The organism is Streptomyces sp. NPDC060064, from assembly GCF_042736455.1.
Classification (GTDB): Bacteria; Actinomycetota; Actinomycetes; order Streptomycetales; family Streptomycetaceae; genus Streptomyces.
Genome location: NZ_JBHWWF010000004.1, coordinates 297,200 through 312,622, shown reverse-complemented (window position 1 = coordinate 312,622; position 15,423 = coordinate 297,200). Strand labels below are relative to the sequence as shown.

Annotated in this window: 15 protein-coding genes; 8 read left to right on the top strand and 7 right to left on the bottom strand. The window is 68.6% G+C overall.

What is annotated here, in order from left to right; translation table 11 throughout:
* Nucleotides 1-67: 67 nt before the first annotated feature.
* A complete protein-coding gene (locus tag ACFWDI_RS07905) occupies nt 68-1,210 on the top strand; it encodes an NADH-quinone oxidoreductase subunit D (RefSeq protein ID WP_385301933.1) in 1,143 nt (380 codons plus the stop codon).
* Between the two features lie 99 nt (nt 1,211-1,309).
* Here ACFWDI_RS07905 and ACFWDI_RS07900 read toward each other — a convergent pair whose 3' ends face one another.
* The 4 genes from ACFWDI_RS07900 to ACFWDI_RS07885 all read right to left on the bottom strand — a co-directional run bounded on the left by ACFWDI_RS07900 (nt 1,310) and on the right by ACFWDI_RS07885 (nt 4,823).
* Nucleotides 1,310-2,311 carry a hypothetical protein gene (locus tag ACFWDI_RS07900; RefSeq protein WP_385301932.1) on the bottom strand — a complete coding sequence of 334 codons (1,002 nt, stop codon included), beginning with the start codon at nt 2,309-2,311 and terminating at the stop codon, nt 1,310-1,312.
* Between the two features lie 84 nt (nt 2,312-2,395).
* Nucleotides 2,396-3,367 (bottom strand): ABC transporter substrate-binding protein, encoded by a 972-nt coding sequence (locus tag ACFWDI_RS07895; RefSeq protein WP_385301931.1) that lies wholly within the window; start codon nt 3,365-3,367, stop codon nt 2,396-2,398.
* A gap of 35 nt (nt 3,368-3,402) precedes the next feature.
* Nucleotides 3,403-4,089 carry an ABC transporter permease gene (locus tag ACFWDI_RS07890; protein ID WP_327325275.1) on the bottom strand — a complete coding sequence of 229 codons (687 nt, stop codon included), beginning with the start codon at nt 4,087-4,089 and terminating at the stop codon, nt 3,403-3,405.
* Complete coding sequence (locus ACFWDI_RS07885) at nt 4,089-4,823, bottom strand: ABC transporter permease (RefSeq protein WP_385301930.1); 735 nt, start codon at nt 4,821-4,823, stop codon at nt 4,089-4,091. Before ACFWDI_RS07885 ends, ACFWDI_RS07890 begins: the two co-directional genes overlap by 1 nt.
* 127 nt (nt 4,824-4,950) lie before the next feature.
* Here ACFWDI_RS07885 and ACFWDI_RS07880 point away from each other — a divergent pair, with 127 nt between their 5' ends.
* Nucleotides 4,951-6,105, top strand: a complete 1,155-nt coding sequence (locus ACFWDI_RS07880) for an ABC transporter ATP-binding protein (RefSeq protein ID WP_385301929.1) — start codon at nt 4,951-4,953, stop codon at nt 6,103-6,105.
* A gap of 71 nt (nt 6,106-6,176) precedes the next feature.
* Here the strand turns inward: ACFWDI_RS07880 and ACFWDI_RS07875 are convergent, their stop codons facing one another.
* A complete protein-coding gene (locus tag ACFWDI_RS07875) occupies nt 6,177-7,289 on the bottom strand; it encodes an alpha/beta hydrolase (protein WP_385301927.1) in 1,113 nt (370 codons plus the stop codon).
* Nucleotides 7,290-7,434: 145 nt separating this feature from the next.
* Here ACFWDI_RS07875 and ACFWDI_RS07870 point away from each other — a divergent pair, with 145 nt between their 5' ends.
* The 6 genes from ACFWDI_RS07870 to ACFWDI_RS07845 all read left to right on the top strand — a co-directional run bounded on the left by ACFWDI_RS07870 (nt 7,435) and on the right by ACFWDI_RS07845 (nt 12,404).
* Nucleotides 7,435-9,264 carry a phosphatidylglycerol lysyltransferase domain-containing protein gene (locus ACFWDI_RS07870; RefSeq protein ID WP_385301926.1) on the top strand — a complete coding sequence of 610 codons (1,830 nt, stop codon included), beginning with the start codon at nt 7,435-7,437 and terminating at the stop codon, nt 9,262-9,264.
* A 132-nt stretch (nt 9,265-9,396) separates the two neighbouring features.
* Nucleotides 9,397-10,254, top strand: a complete 858-nt coding sequence (gene folP / locus ACFWDI_RS07865) for a dihydropteroate synthase (RefSeq protein ID WP_385301924.1) — start codon at nt 9,397-9,399, stop codon at nt 10,252-10,254.
* On the top strand, nt 10,251-10,697 hold the full coding sequence (locus ACFWDI_RS07860) for a nuclear transport factor 2 family protein (RefSeq protein WP_327325269.1): 447 nt from the start codon (nt 10,251-10,253) through the stop codon (nt 10,695-10,697). Before folP ends, ACFWDI_RS07860 begins: the two co-directional genes overlap by 4 nt.
* A gap of 189 nt (nt 10,698-10,886) precedes the next feature.
* Nucleotides 10,887-11,246, top strand: coding sequence for a dihydroneopterin aldolase (folB, locus tag ACFWDI_RS07855; protein WP_327325268.1), 360 nt, complete (start codon nt 10,887-10,889; stop codon nt 11,244-11,246).
* Nucleotides 11,243-11,866, top strand: a complete 624-nt coding sequence (gene folK / locus ACFWDI_RS07850) for a 2-amino-4-hydroxy-6-hydroxymethyldihydropteridine diphosphokinase (RefSeq protein WP_327325267.1) — start codon at nt 11,243-11,245, stop codon at nt 11,864-11,866. Before folB ends, folK begins: the two co-directional genes overlap by 4 nt.
* 61 nt (nt 11,867-11,927) lie before the next feature.
* Nucleotides 11,928-12,404, top strand: a complete 477-nt coding sequence (locus ACFWDI_RS07845) for a DUF3180 domain-containing protein (RefSeq protein ID WP_385301923.1) — start codon at nt 11,928-11,930, stop codon at nt 12,402-12,404.
* Nucleotides 12,405-12,673: 269 nt separating this feature from the next.
* Here ACFWDI_RS07845 and folE read toward each other — a convergent pair whose 3' ends face one another.
* Both folE and ftsH read right to left on the bottom strand, forming a co-directional pair.
* Nucleotides 12,674-13,279, bottom strand: a complete 606-nt coding sequence (gene folE, locus ACFWDI_RS07840; RefSeq protein WP_327325265.1) for a GTP cyclohydrolase I FolE — start codon at nt 13,277-13,279, stop codon at nt 12,674-12,676.
* Nucleotides 13,280-13,397: 118 nt separating this feature from the next.
* Entirely contained in the window at nt 13,398-15,419 is a 2,022-nt protein-coding gene (ftsH, locus tag ACFWDI_RS07835; protein ID WP_385301922.1) for an ATP-dependent zinc metalloprotease FtsH, read from the bottom strand.
* Between the last annotated feature and the right edge of the window lie 4 nt (nt 15,420-15,423).

The following is a 15,423-nucleotide window of genomic DNA, read 5'->3' as shown; positions in this document are numbered from 1 at the left end:
GTCGGCCCCCCAGGTGTTCCACGTACTCGGCGCCCCGGGTGTTGCACGTACAGGGGATACTGTCGCCATGACGGAGACGACGGTCGGCATCGGCGGCGCGGCGGAGAGCACCGACATGGTGCTCAACATCGGCCCCCAGCACCCCTCCACGCACGGCGTGCTCCGCCTCCGTCTCGTACTGGACGGAGAGCGTATCCAGCAGGCCGAGCCGGTCATCGGTTATATGCACCGCGGCGCCGAGAAGCTCTTCGAGGCGCGCGACTACCGCCAAATCGTGATGCTGGCCAACCGCCACGACTGGCTCTCCGCGTTCTCCAACGAGCTCGGCGTCGTCATGGCCGTCGAGCGGATGCTCGGTATGGAGGTCCCGGAGCGCGCGGTCTGGACCCGTACGCTCCTCGCCGAGCTCAACCGGGTCCTCAACCACCTCATGTTCCTCGGGTCGTACCCGCTCGAACTGGGCGGCATCACGCCGATCTTCCACGCGTTCCGCGAGCGCGAGGATCTCCAGCATGTGATGGAGGAGGTCTCCGGCGGCCGGATGCACTACATGTTCAACCGGGTCGGCGGGCTCAAGGAGGACCTCCCGGCGGGCTGGCTCGGCCGCGCCCGCGAGGCCGTCGCCGCCCTCCGCTCGCGGATGGACATCTACGACAAGCTGGTCCTCGGCAACGAGATCTTCCGCGGTCGTACGCGCGAGGTGGGGGTGCTCTCGGCCGAGACGGTCCACGCGTACGGAGTGAGCGGCCCGATCGCCCGCGCCTCGGGTGTCGACTTCGATCTGCGGCGCGACGAGCCGTATCTGGCGTACGGAGAGCTGCAGGACACGCTCAAGGTCGTCACCCGCACGGAGGGCGACTGCCTGGCCCGCTTCGAGGTCCTTCTCCACCAGACGCACAACGCGCTGGACCTGGCGGACGCGTGTCTGGACAGGATGGCCGAGCTGCCGCCGGGCCCGATCAACCAGCGGCTGCCGAAGGTCCTGAAGGCACCTGAGGGCCATACGTACGCCTGGACGGAGAACCCGCTCGGCATCAACGGCTACTACCTGGTCTCCAAGGGCGAGAAGACCCCGTACCGGCTGAAGCTGCGCTCGGCGTCGTACAACAACATCCAGGCGCTGACCGAGCTGCTGCCGGGGACGCTGGTGGCCGACATGGTGGCGATCCTGGGCTCGCTGTTCTTCGTCGTCGGCGACATCGACAAGTAGACAAGTAGTCGAGCGGACAACACGTCAACGAGCAGCGCCCGCGACGCTCACGACGTCCGCGATATCGGGGACGTAGGCGGACGTTCGAGACGTCCGCGGTCAGGAAATCGCGCTGCGCAGCTCGGCGACGTCCAGCTGCTCCGTCTCGTCGTGCGCCGTCAGATCGATCACCTTACCGACCGCGCGGTCGTCCGTCGCGTCCTGTGCGGCCAGGGCCTCCTCGCCCACCACATCGGCGAGGTCCTCGTTCTGCGCGGCCTCGATCGCCTTCTGCGCACCCGCTTCGGCGGCCGTGCCGAAGAAGTCGAAGCCGCCCTCGGGGCGTGCGCGGCGGCGCTGCGGACCGTACGGAACGATCGCTGCTGCGGCCGGGACAGGACGCCTGGCCGGGACGGGACGAGGGGCGGGGACGGCGGACGACGGGCGGGTGTGCTGCTCTCCCCCGGCGGCCGCCGCGTGCTTCCCCTGCGGCTCGTCCGCCTCCTTGGCCCGCTCGGCGAGATCGCGTCGACGGGCTTCTTCGACGGTGCGCTTCGCCTCCTGCGCGGCGGCGTTGCGCGACAGGTTGTCCAGCGCCTTGGACGCGCGGAGGTACGTGGACGGGGTGGGCGTGGAACCGGCCGGGGGCAGCGCCCTGACCGGCGCCGCCGCTTCGAGCGCGAGCTGCCTGCGGCCCTCGAGCGCGCTGGCCCGCTCGGTCTCGGCCGTCGCGTACCGCCGCAGCAGCGCGGCATGTTCGTTGCGCAGCGCGGCGAGCTCGACCCGCTTGGCACGCAGCTTCGCGTCGAGCTTGGCGCGCAGCTCACGCGATTCCTCGAGATCCGTCTCGAGCTCGGCCAGGCGTTCCTCGGTCTTCCACTCGTCGCTCGCGCGGGCACGCGTGAGTTCCGCGACGCGGCGGCCGGCGTTCCGGTCCCAACTGCGCATCAGGACCGCGCCGGTGACAGCCGCCATCGCCGCGGCTCCGACCAGGGAGCGGAGCACGACTGGCTCCGCCAGAAACCACGCGCCGGCGGCACACAAAACCGACGCTCCGGCTACCGCCGAAGGCGGCAGCAGCCTGTGCAGGGGCGGGGAATGGCGGTGGCGTCCACGTGGCATGGCCTGAAATTTACCGTGCGAAGTCGCCGAATGGGGTGTCGGCCCGGCAAATCTCTGGATGAAGAACGCCGGGCCGACCCTTCTCTACTTCTTGAGCAGGCCCTTGGACGCGAGATAAGCCTTCGCCGCGTCCTGAGGCTTCGCGCGCTCGGCGTCCACCTTGCGGTTCAACTCGGCAAGATCCTCGGTCGTCAGCACCTTGGTGAGCTTGTCGAGCGCGTCGGCTATCTCCTTGGCGCCCGCGTCCTTGGCATTGACCACCGGAAGAACGTTGTCGGCGTTCTGGAGCTTCTTGTCGTCCTCCAGGAAGACCAGGCCGTCCAGCAACGCGTCCGTGGTGGTGGTCAGCACGAGCTGGTCGTCACCGTCCTTGACGGCCTGCTTGGACTGCGGGGTGCCGACTCCCTTGGGGTCGATGCCCGAGACGTCGATGCCGTACGTCTTCTTCAGACCCGGCGCGCAGAACGGCCGCACCTCGCACTCGTCGCCTGCCGCGATCTTCACCTTCAGCTTCGACTTCCCAAGATCGGAAAGCGTCTTGAGCTTGTTCTTCTCCGCGAATTCCTTGCTCACCGCGAAGGCGTTCTGGTCGACGGCGGCACCGGCGGGAAGCACCTTGAGCCCGCGCGGCTCGGCGAGCTTCGCGAGCGCCGCCACGGTGGCGGTGACATCGCCGGATGCCACCGGCTTCTCGTCGGGCGCCTTCGGCCCGTTCACCTTCGCGTTGAGGAATTCGGCGACCGTCGCGGCGTATTCCGGTACGACGTCGATCTCGCCCTTCTCCAGCGAGGGTTCGTACAGCTCACGGTTCTTCACCGTGGTGACGGACGTCTTGTAGCCGGCGTCGGCCAGGATCTGCGCATACAGCTCGGCGAGCACCTTGGACTCGGTGAAGGACGCGGCACCGATGACGAGCGCGCCTTTCTTGCCCGCCCCGCCGCCCGATTCGGAGCCGCCCTTCTCCTTCTCCAGGCTGTCGCCACCGCATGCGGCGAGAGAACCCGTCAGGGCCACCACACCGAGTATTGCGCCCGCGATGCGCGAGGTCTTGCTCATCAGGTTCTCCGTCCACAGCAAAGGGTTGGGCGTCGTCACACCGACGACACGGACGACACGGTCTTACGGAGGGGGCTCAGCAGCCGGTCGGCCGCCACCAGAACCCCTTCCACCAGCAGCGCGAGCAGCGCCGCGAGGAGCGCGCCCGCGACGACCTGCGGGGTGTTGTAGGTGTTGAAGCCGGCGGTGATGATCCGGCCCAGGCCGCCCTGGCCCACCATCGAAGCGATGGTGGCCGTGGCCACCACCTGGACTGCGGCCGACCTCAGGCCGGTCATGAGCAGCGGGTAGGCGAGGGGAAGTTCGACGCGCAGGAAGAGCTGGCCACCGGACATCCCCATCCCGCGTGCTGCCTCCACCACCGCCCGGTCGACTTCCCGCATACCGACGTAGGCGTTGGTCAGCAGCGGGGGCACGGCGAAGAGCACCAGGGCGATGATCGTCGGCAGATAACCGGCGCTGCGCAGCGGTGTGAGCATGAAGAGGGCGAGGACCGCGAAGACCGGGATCGCCCGGCCCGCGTTGGAGATGTTGACCGCGAGTGCGCCTCCCCTGCCGAGGTGCCCCAGCCAGAGTGCGACGGGCAGGGCGATCGCGCAGGCCAGTGCGAGGGCCACCCCGCTGACGTACACATGCTCGCCCAGGCGGTGCCAGGCACCACTCTCCCCCGACCAGTTGGAGCCGGTGGTGAGCCAGGTCCACGCGTCGGCCACTACCCCCATCAGCCCGTCCCCTTCGCCGTGCCCACTCGGTTCGCCGGACGTATTCGCTTCGCCGGGCGTAGGCGGGTCCAGGGCGTCAGCAGCCGCTGTGCGCCGAGCAGCAGCAGATCGGCGACGGCCGCCAGCAGCACACAGAGCACGGATGCGGTCAGCACCTGCGCCTTGAAGGTGGTCTGCACGCCGTCGTCGATGAGATTGCCCAGACCGCCCTTGCCGACCAGCGCGCCGACCGTCGTCAGCGCGATCGTCGAAACGGTCGCGATGCGCAGGCCCGCCATCAACGCGGGCAGCGCGAGCGGAAGTTCGACCTCCCAGAGCAGCCGGCCCGATCCGTACCCCATGCCGCGCGCGGCCTCCCGCGCCTCGTCGGGCACCGCGTCGAGTCCGGCCATGATGTTCCGTACGAGGATGGTGAGCGAGTACAGCACCAGGCCGGTCACCACCAGCGCCGCCGACAGCCCGAAGACCGGCAGCAGCAGAGAGAACATCGCCAGCGACGGGATGGTGTAGAGCAGCGTCGTGAGTCCGAGCACCGGGCCCGCGAACCGCGGTCCGGCGCGGGCGAGCAGCGCCAGCGGAAATGCGACGGCGAGACCGATCAGAACCGACACCACGGTGATCCAGACATGCTGAACCGTGGCATCGGTCAATTCCTGGCTGCGGGTGCGGAGGTACTCCCCGCAGATCCAGTCATTGGCCGCCAGACAGCTCTGCGCAGCCTGCTGCGTACTCATGCCCCCCACCTCCCCAGCAGTGCCGAACGTACGTCTGGCGACCATATCCCTGACCACTGACAATCGCCGAGGGCCGCCACATTGCAGCAACATGGCCTTCACACAACACCCGTCACAATGGGGAACCATGATCCGTTTCGAGCACGTCACCAAGCGGTACCCGGACGGGACGACAGCGGTCGACGACCTGTCGTTCGAGGTCGCCGAGGGCGAACTGGTCACGCTCGTCGGACCGTCCGGCTGCGGGAAGACCACGACCATGAAGATGGTCAATCGCCTTATCGAGCCGAGCGGCGGCCGAATTTTCCTGGACGGGGACGACATATCCGCCATCGATCCGGTCCAACTGCGGCGCCGTATCGGCTACGTGATCCAGCAGGTCGGTCTTTTCCCGCACAAAACGGTCCTGGAGAACACCGCGACCGTTCCCCATCTCCTCGGCTGGAAGCGCGGCAAGGGCCGTGAGCGCGCCGCCGAACTCCTCGACCTGGTCGGCCTCGACCCGTCCGTCTACGGCGACCGCTACCCCGAGCAGCTCTCCGGCGGTCAGCGTCAGCGCGTCGGCGTGGCCCGGGCGCTGGCGGCCGACCCGCCCGTACTGCTGATGGACGAGCCGTTCGGCGCGGTGGACCCGGTGGTGCGCGAGCATCTGCAGAACGAGTTCCTGAGGCTCCAGTCCCAGGTCCGTAAGACCGTGCTCTTCGTCACCCATGACATCGAGGAGGCAGTCCGCCTCGGTGACCGTATCGCCGTCTACGGACAGGGGCGGATCGAGCAGTTCGACGCACCGGCCGCGGTGCTCGGCACCCCCGCCAACCCGTATGTCGCGGACTTCGTCGGCGCCGACCGCGGCCTCAAGCGCCTCTCGGTCACCCCTATCGAGGAGGGCGATCTGGAGCAGCCACCGGTCGTCCACCTCGACGACCCGCTGCCCCGGAAGCTCGGCTCCCGCTGGGCCGTCGTCCTGGACGCCGAGGACAATCTGCACGGCTGGATATCGGCCGAGCAGACCGCCGCGTCGGGATCCGTACGCGAACACGCCCGCCGGATGGAGGCGTGGCTTCCGGTCGGCGCCTCGCTCAAGCAGGCGTTCTCCACCATGCTCCAGCACGACGCGGGCTGGATCGCGGTCATCGACAAGGAGGAGACCGGGCGCTTCCTCGGTGTCCTCACCCCGGCCCGGCTGCACGAGGCGCTGCGCCGCTCCATAGACGCGGACGCCCAGGCCATCCCGCGTACCCAAGTCGCGCTGCAAACGATCGAAACGGTGAAGACGCTCTGAGCCCCACGACGCGCTGAGCCCTGCGAAGCGCTCGGCCCCGCGAAACGCTCGGCCCCGCGAAACGCCCAGGCCTACGAAGCGCTGAGCCTGCCGCTGATCCAGGTCAGCGCCGGCGGAATCTCGCGCCGCCAGGTGTTGAAGTTGTGCCCACCGCTGTCGAGCGTGATCGACGAGACGCGCGCGGGCGACTTCACCTTCTTTATGAAGGCCAGCGTCGACTTGAGGTTGGCCTCGCCCGCCTTCGACGTCGTGACCAGGAAGGACGACTTCCCCTGCGGCAGGTGGTCCAGGCTCCACAGCAGATTGGCCCGGCTCTTCTGCTTCTTGCTGCCGTGGAAGAGGTCACCGGTCGTCGGGTCGTCGGCAGCCTTGTAGTACGCGGAGAGACCCGCGCTCGCCCCGAACTGCTCCGGGTGGTGCATCGCGATCTTCAGGGCGCAGTATCCACCGGTGGAATTCCCCATGAAGCCCCAGTTCTGCGGTTTGGTCCCGACCCGGTACGTCTCCGAGATCGCCTTCGGCAGATCCTTGGCGAAGAAGGTCTCGGTCTGCGGCCCGCCCGGTATGTCCACGCACTCGGTGTCCCGCGGCGGCGCGACGGTCGGCCGCATCATCACCAGGATCATCGGCTGCATCTTGCCGTCCTTGGCCTGCATGAAGGCCGTCCTCGGGTACTTCAGGCCCTTGAGCAGGTTCTCCGCGGTTCCCGGATATCCGGTCAGCACGATAGATGCCGGAAATGTTCTCTTCTCGTATTTCGCCTGGAAGTACTCCGGCGGCAGATAGACATACGCCGGGCTGTCGATCTTCGACTTCTCGCCCACCACGACGATCTTCTGTATCTGACCGCCCATCGCGGGCCGCGAGCCGCCCGGCACATCCAGCATCTGCTTGCCGACGACCTTGACGCGCTTGCCGGAGGCCGAGTGGTCCACCACCACACCCATGTCCTGCTCCTGACCGAAGAGGTCGGACCAGGAGCCGTAGAAGAGGAAGGAGTTGTTGGCCGCGAGGCCAACGGCGGAGAAGAGCGCGAGCTGAGTCGCCAGCAGCAGCCCGATCCTGCCCGTCACGGCGCGCCAACTGCGACGCGAGAGCCGCGGCCAGAGCCAGACGGTGGCGGCGAACAGCAGCACGGCCACCATGATCGCCAAAGCCAGGACTTTGTTACTGGTCAGACCCATGAGTCGCGTGAGCTTTCTTCCTTGAGAATTTCCTGTGAATGAGTGAACCCGCCTCCCGGAAGTCCCGTCCTAGAGAGAGCAAATCGTCCGGAGCCACACACCTGAGGCTCGGGACACAGGATCTCTCGCGGAATCACGGGAAGCGATGTCTGCAACGGTAGATGGGGACAAATCAGGATTGGTTCCGGATCGGGTGCGTCGCATATTGCGCGGCCCCCGCCCGGAGGCGGTCCCTGCGCTGGTCGGCACGGCCTCCACACTCGTCGGCCTGATCGACGTTGCCGCCGGGGTCTTCCCCCGATTCCGGCACAGTCGGATGCACTCGATCGCCGAGGTGCTGCCGGGATCCACCGGCCCCTTCGCCGCGGCGCTCTCGCTCTGCGCCGGCGTACTGCTGCTGCTGCTCGCCCACGGGCTCAAGCGCCACAAGCGCCGCGCCTGGCGGGCCGCGGTGATCCTGCTGCCCGTCGGGGCGGTGGGGCAGTTCGTCTACCGCCACTCGGTGATCGGTGCGCTGGTCTCGCTGGTGCTGCTGACGCTGCTGCTGCGCCACCGGAGTGAATTCGCCGCGCTGCCCGACCCGCGCAGCCGCTGGAAGGCGCTCGCCAACTTCATCCTCATGGGCGCCGGTTCCCTGGGCCTCGGCCTGGTCATCGTCAGCGTGCACCCCGGCAACGAGGTCGGCAGCCCCAGCCTCACCGACCGCCTGGAGCACGTCCTGTTCGGGCTGTTCGGCTTCGAGGGTCCCGTCGACTACGCCGACGGGGTGTCCTGGACGGTCGGCTACTCCCTCGGTGCGCTCGGTCTGCTGACCGCCGTCACCACCATCTATCTCGCCTTCCGCCCCGAGCACCCGGCCGCGCGCCTCACCGAGGACGACGAGCGCCGACTGCGCGACCTGCTCACCCGGCACGGCAGGCGGGACTCGCTGGGACACTTCGCGCTCCGCCGCGACAAGGCCGTTGTCTTCTCACCGAGCGGCAAGGCCGCGGTCACCTACCGCGTGGTCTCCGGCGTCATGCTCGCCAGCGGCGACCCGATCGGCGATGTCGAGGCCTGGCCCGGCGCCATCGAGCGCTTCATGGACGAGGCCAAGGCGCACTCCTGGACCCCGGCCGTGATGGGCTGCTCGGAGACCGGCGGCGAGGTCTGGACCCGGGAAACCGGTCTGGACGCGCTGGAGCTGGGTGACGAGGCGGTGGTGGACGTCGCGGATTTCTCCCTCACCGGGCGCGCGATGCGCAACGTACGCCAGATGGTGAAGCGCATCGAGCGCAATGGCTACGAAACCCGGGTACGGCGCGCTCGTGACCTCTCCGACGAGGAGCTGGAGGCGATCCGCCTGGCCGCGGCGGCCTGGCGCGGCACCGACACCGAGCGCGGCTTCTCGATGGCGCTGGGCCGGATAGGCGACCCGGCCGACGGCGACGCCGTGATCGCCACGGCTCACAAGGAGGACCCCGATTCTCCGTACGGCGACCTCAAGGCGATCATCCACTTCGTCCCGTGGGGTACGGACGGGATGTCCCTGGAACTGATGCGCCGCGACCGCTCGGCCGACCCGGGCATGAACGAACTGCTGATCGTCGCGGCGCTGCAGGCCTCGCCGGGGCTGAAGATCGAGCGCGTCTCGCTCAACTTCGCGATGTTCCGCTCGGCGCTGGCGCGCGGCGAGAAGATCGGCGCGGGCCCGGTGCTCCGGATGTGGCGCGGCCTGCTGGTCTTCCTGTCCCGCTGGTTCCAGATCGAGTCGCTGTACAAGTTCAACGCAAAGTTCCAGCCGCGCTGGGAGCCGCGCTTCGTGGTCTTCCGCAATACGCGTGACCTGCCGCGTATCGGCTTCGCCGCGATGCAGGCGGAGGGCTTCGTGAACGTCGCGCTCCCCCGCCTCTTCCCGCGCCGCCGCCCGGCCCGCCAGCCGCGCCCCTGCGCACACATGACCGTCAAGGCGGAACACGAGGTCCGCGCGGCGTGACAGCCGAGCCCTTGGCTGTGGGGTATCCCGTACCCCCACAGCCGAGGGCGGGCGGGTGCGGCAGACCCTCCCGGGGTCTCCCCGGCCCACCGGCGTGACCTCCGCCCCGCCCGGCGGGCCTAGGCTGGGCGTATGAGTACGTTGCGTGGACGGGGCACGGCCGACGGCCTGCCGGAGTGGGATCGCTGTGCGGTCATGGGAGTCGTCAATGTGACGCCCGACTCCTTCTCCGACGGCGGCCGCTGGTTCAACACCACGGCCGCGGTCAAGCGCGGCCTCGACCTCGTCACCGAGGGCGCCGACCTCGTCGACGTCGGCGGTGAGTCCACCAGGCCCGGCGCCAGCCGGGTCGACGAGGACGAGGAGCTGCGGCGGGTCGTTCCCGTCGTACGCGGCCTGGCGGCCGAAGGCGTCACCGTCTCCGTGGACACCATGCGCGCCACCGTCGCCGAGCAGGCCGTCGCGGCCGGCGCGGTGCTCGTCAACGACGTGAGCGGCGGCCTCGCCGACCCCCGTATGGTCCCGGCGGTCGCCGCGACCGGCGTCCCCTTCGTGGTCATGCACTGGCGCGGCTTCAGCCAGGACATGAACAACCGTGCCGTGTACGGAGACGTCGTCGCCGAGGTCGTCGCCGAGCTGCGCGACCGTATGGAGGCCGTCGTCGCGGGCGGCATCGCGCCCGAACGCCTCGTCATCGACCCCGGCCTCGGCTTCGCCAAGCAGGCCGAGCACGACCTCGCCCTCGTCGCCCACCTCTCCGAACTGCGCGCGCTGGGCCGCCCCGTGCTGGTCGCCGCCTCCCGCAAGCGGTTCCTCGGCCACGTACTGGCGAAGGAGGGCGCGGCGCCGCCGGCCCGGGAGCGCGACGCCGCCACGGCCGCGGTCTCCGCGATCGTGGCGCACGAGGGCGCGTGGGCGGTACGGGTCCATGAAGTACGGGCGACGGCCGACGCCGTCCGGGTCGCGCGGGCCGTCGAGGCCGCCCGGTGAGCCGTACCGACGTAGAACTGGTCGAAGAGGCCAACACCGCGTTCTACGAGACGATGGAGCGCGGAGACTTCGAGGAGCTCTCCGGTCTGTGGCTCGAGGACGACATCTCGTGCATCCATCCCGGATGGCCGGTGCTCTCGGGCCGCGGCGAGGTGCTCCGCTCGTACGCGCTGATCATGGCGAACACCGAGTACATCCAGTTCTTCCTCACCGATGTGACGGTGAGCCTGGCCGGCGACACCGCGCTGGTGACCTGTACCGAGAACATCCTCAGCGGCGGCCCGGCCGAGGAGAGCGGCGCGCTCGGACCGCTCGTCGGGCAGCTCGTCGTGGCCACCAATGTGTTCCGCCGCACATCGGACGGATGGAAGATGTGGTCACACCACGGTTCACCCGTCCTGACGGAAAGCGACGACGAAGAGGACAACGAGACCCCCTCGTAAGTGGGTAGGCGCACTTTGGGGGATTGGAAATCCGGGTCCCGGGTAGGGCGGCTACCAGCCTCGCGGCATGCCCGTCCACAACCCGTGGGCGAGCACTGTCGGTGCTCGCAGGTAGATTCGAATCTGGACACCGAGCCGCCCGCACGTGGCTGTGTGCCCGCAAGACCAACGACAGCAGGAGTGATTCGCGTGGATCGTGTCGCGCTGCGCGGCCTCAAGGCCCGCGGGCACCATGGCGTCTTCCCCCGGGAGCGCGAGGAGGGGCAGACCTTCATCGTGGATCTGGTGCTGAGCCTCGACACCCGCCCCGCGGCGGTCAGCGACGACCTGGCGAAGACCGTGCACTACGGCATTGTCGCGGAGGAGGTCGTCGCGGTCGTCGAGGGCGAGCCCGTCGACCTCATCGAGACGCTGGCCGAGCGGATCGCCCAACAGTGCCTCAAGCACGACGGCGTGGAGGAGGTCGAGGTGGTCGTGCACAAGCCGGACGCCCCGATCACCGTGCCCTTCGACGACGTGACCATCACGATCACCCGGAGTCGAGTATGACCGTATCTTCGTCGTTCCCTTCGGACTGGACGCAGAGCGACCCGACCGTGCAGCCGGTGCCCGCCTCCGTGGTGGAACAGGTCGACGCGGCCGATGTCACACTGTCCAATCCGAAACGGGCCGTGATCTCTCTCGGCTCCAACCTGGGCAACCGCCTGGAGACGCTTCAGGGCGCGATCGACGCGCTCGAGGACACGCCCGGCCTGCGGGTCAAGGCGGTCTCTCCGGTCTACGAGACGGAGCCGTGGGGCGTCGCGCCCGGCAGCCAGCCCTCGTACTTCAACGCGGTGGTCGTGATCAAGACCACACTGCCCCCGTCCTCCCTGCTGGAGCGCGGCCAGGCCATCGAAGAGGCCTTCGAGCGGGTCCGTGAGGAGCGCTGGGGCCCACGCACGATCGACGTCGACATCGTGGCGTACGCGGATGTCGTCTCGGACGACCCGGTTCTCACCCTTCCCCACCCGCGGGCCCATCAGCGCGCCTTTGTGCTCGCCCCGTGGCACGACGTCGAGCCGGAGGCCCAGCTGCCGGGCCGCGGCCCGGTCGTTGAACTGCTGGCCGGCATCGGCCAGGACGGTGTGCTTGCCCGGGCCGACCTGGAACTCCGTCTGCCCGAGTAGTCGTTAGGCTCTTCGGATCCGTACGGCACGCGGCACACGACAAACAGATGAGGGGCGCTGGGTGAAGCAACTGCGGCTCGGGGTACTGGCCGGTCTCTTCATCGTGGCCGGGGTACTGAGCTGGGGCGGCGCCCGGCTCTGGGAATCGTTCGGCACACTGCCGAGCGTGCCGCTGGCCGCGCCGATCGTGCTGGCGGTGATCGCGGTCGTCCTCACCGCGACCGCGCTCTCGCTCCGCGCCCGCCTGAAGGCTCAGCGCGAGCGGCGCCCCGGCGCGAAGGGCGTGGAGCCTCTGATGGCGGCGCGCGCGGTGGTCTTCGGCCAGGCGAGCGCACTGGTGGCGGCGCTGGTCTGCGGGATGTACGGCGGCGCGGGCGTGTTCCTGCTGGGCTCCCTCGACATCCCGGCCCGCCGGGACCAGGCGATCTACGCGGGCTTCTCGGTGGTGGCGGGCATCGGCGTGATCGCGGCGGCGTTCTTTTTGGAGCGGGTCTGCAAACTCCCGGAGGACGACGACGAAAACGCGGCCCCGGTGTAAGCGGCGCGCTCAGTGCCCTGGTTCACCATGGGCGACGTCCACTGCTTCGCGCGCCCAGGCGGCCGTCACTTCCGTGACGGTCGTCTGCACGGTCCGCTCCCCGTCCAAGGTCCACAAGGTGGAGCCGCCCCGGACGTTCCTGGCCTGTTCGCGCCCGCCGACCACATGCACAGTCTGCTCGCTCGGAAGCCCGTACCCATCGCGATCCCCCTTGATCAGCGATCAACTCCGCTGATCCAGGACCGTATCGGGCACCACTGACAATCCGGCTATCGCGCCAGTATCAGGCTCATCGCCTCGGAGCGCGTGGTGGAGTCACGCAGCTGGCCGCGCACCGCCGACGTGGTCGTCTTGGCGCCGGGCTTGCGGATGCCTCGGACCGACATGCACATGTGCTCCGCCTCGATGACCACGATCGCGCCGCGCGCCTCGAGGATGCGCATCAGCGAGTCCGCGATCTGTGTGGTGAGTCGCTCCTGCACCTGCGGCCGACGGGCAAACACGTCGACGAGGCGGGCCAGCTTCGACAGGCCCGTGATCTTGCCCGTGTCGGCCGGGATGTAGCCGACGTGGGCAACTCCGTGGAACGGCAGCAGATGATGTTCGCACAGAGATACGATTTCAATGTCCTTCACCAGGACCATCTCGTCGTGCCCCAGGTCGAACGTCGTCGTCAGGACCTCTTCGGGCTCCTGCCACAGGCCGGCCAGGAGCTCCCTGTACGCGCGCGCCACGCGGCCCGGCGTCTCCCGCAGGCCCTCGCGGTCCGGGTCTTCCCCGACCGCGATGAGGAGCTCGCGTACGGCGTTCTCGGCCCGCTTCTCGTCGAATTCGCCGATCGTGCCTTCGCCGTCCAGCGTCACCGGGTCGGTCATCTGTGCCTCGTTCCTGTGCTTTCGCGTGCGTGCATAAAAGAATGCCGCGCCCCCCAGGCTAAAACCTGGGGGGCGCGGCATTCATTCCGGGCCCCGTGTGACCGGAGCGACGGCAGGGTCAGCCCTCCGGACGCTCCTCCGGGACCGCCTCGACGGCCGGAACGGCATCCGTCGGCTGCGCGCCGTTGGAGCCGACGGCGCCGTTGGTCAGCGCCAGCTCCTTCGGCGAGAGCACCGGCGGCCGCGTGGACGGCGTACGCCGTGAGGAGCCGGTCCACGCGGGGCGGGCCGGGCGCCGCACGAGGGGCGCGAAGATCTCGGCGATCTGCTCCTTGCCGAGGGTCTCCTTCTCCAGCAACTGGAGGACCAGGTTGTCGAGAACATCGCGGTTCTCGACCAGGATCTCCCAGGCCTCGTTGTGCGCGGTCTCGATGAGCTTCTTGACCTCTTCGTCGACGAGCGCGGCAACCTCTTCCGAGTAGTCGCGCTGGTGACCCATCTCACGGCCCAGGAACGGCTCGGTGTTGTCGCCACCGAACTTGATCGCGCCCAGCCGCTCGGTCATGCCGTACTGCGTGACCATCGCACGGGCCGTGGTCGTGGCCTTCTCGATGTCGTTGGCCGCACCGGTGGTCGGGTCGTGGAAGACAAGCTCCTCGGCCGCGCGCCCGCCCAGCATGTACGCCAGCTGGTCGAGCATTTCGTTGCGCGTGGTCGAGTACCTGTCCTCGTCCGGCAGGACCATGGTGTAGCCCAGCGCACGGCCACGGGACAGGATCGTGATCTTGTGGACCGGGTCGGAGTTCGGCGAAGCCGCCGCGACCAGGGCGTGACCGCCCTCGTGGTACGCGGTGATCTTCTTTTCCTTGTCCGACATGATCCGGGTCCGCTTCTGCGGGCCCGCCACGACGCGGTCGATCGCCTCGTCCAGGGCGTGGTTGTCGACCAGCTTCTTGTCGCCGCGTGCGGTGAGCAGCGCGGCTTCGTTCAGCACGTTCGACAGGTCCGCGCCGGTGAAGCCGGGCGTACGACGGGCGACAGCGCCCAGGTCGACGTCCGGGGCGACCGGCTTGCCCTTCTGGTGAACCTTGAGGATCTCCAGACGGCCCTGCATATCGGGACGGTCGACGGCGATCTGCCGGTCGAACCGGCCCGGGCGCAGCAGCGCCGGGTCGAGGATGTCCGGCCGGTTGGTGGCGGCGATCAGGATGACGCCGCCCTTCACGTCGAAGCCGTCCATCTCGACGAGCAGCTGGTTCAGCGTCTGCTCGCGCTCGTCGTGGCCACCGCCGAGACCCGCACCGCGGTGCCGGCCGACGGCGTCGATCTCGTCGACGAAGACGATCGCCGGGGCGTTCGCCTTGGCCTGCTCGAAGAGGTCACGCACTCGGGAGGCACCGACGCCGACGAACATCTCGACGAAGTCGGAACCCGAGATCGAGTAGAAGGGGACGCCCGCCTCGCCCGCGACGGCGCGAGCGAGCAGCGTCTTGCCCGTACCGGGCGGGCCGTACAGCAGCACACCCTTCGGGATCTTGGCGCCGACCGCCTGGAACTTGGCCGGCTCCTGCAGGAACTCCTTGATCTCGTGGAGCTCCTCGACGGCCTCGTCGGCCCCCGCCACATCGGCGAAGGTCGTCTTCGGAGTGTCCTTGGTGATCAGCTTGGCCTTGGACTTCCCGAAGTTCATGACTCGGGAGCCGCCGCCCTGCATCTGATTCATCAGGAACAGGAAGACCACGACGATCAGGACGAAGGGCAGCAGCGAGAGCAGCACCGAGACGAACGGGCTCTGCTTCGACGGCGAGACGGTGTAACCCTTCCCGATGTCGCCCGCTTCGTACTTCTTCTGCAGAGTGGTCGCAAGATCAGCACCCTGGGTGCCGATATAGCTGGCCTGGATCTTGTCGCTGCCCTTGACCTTCTGGCCGTCCTTCAGATCGACCTTGATGATCTGTTCGTCGCCGGTGGTCAGCTTGACCTGGTCGACCTGGTTCTTGTCGATCGCCTGGACGACCTCGCCAGTGTCCACCGTCTTGTAGCCGCCGGACGAGCCGACGACCTGCATCAACACGACCACGGCGAGGACGGCCAGCACGATCCACATGACCGGCCCACGGAAGTATCGCTTCACGTCCATCCAT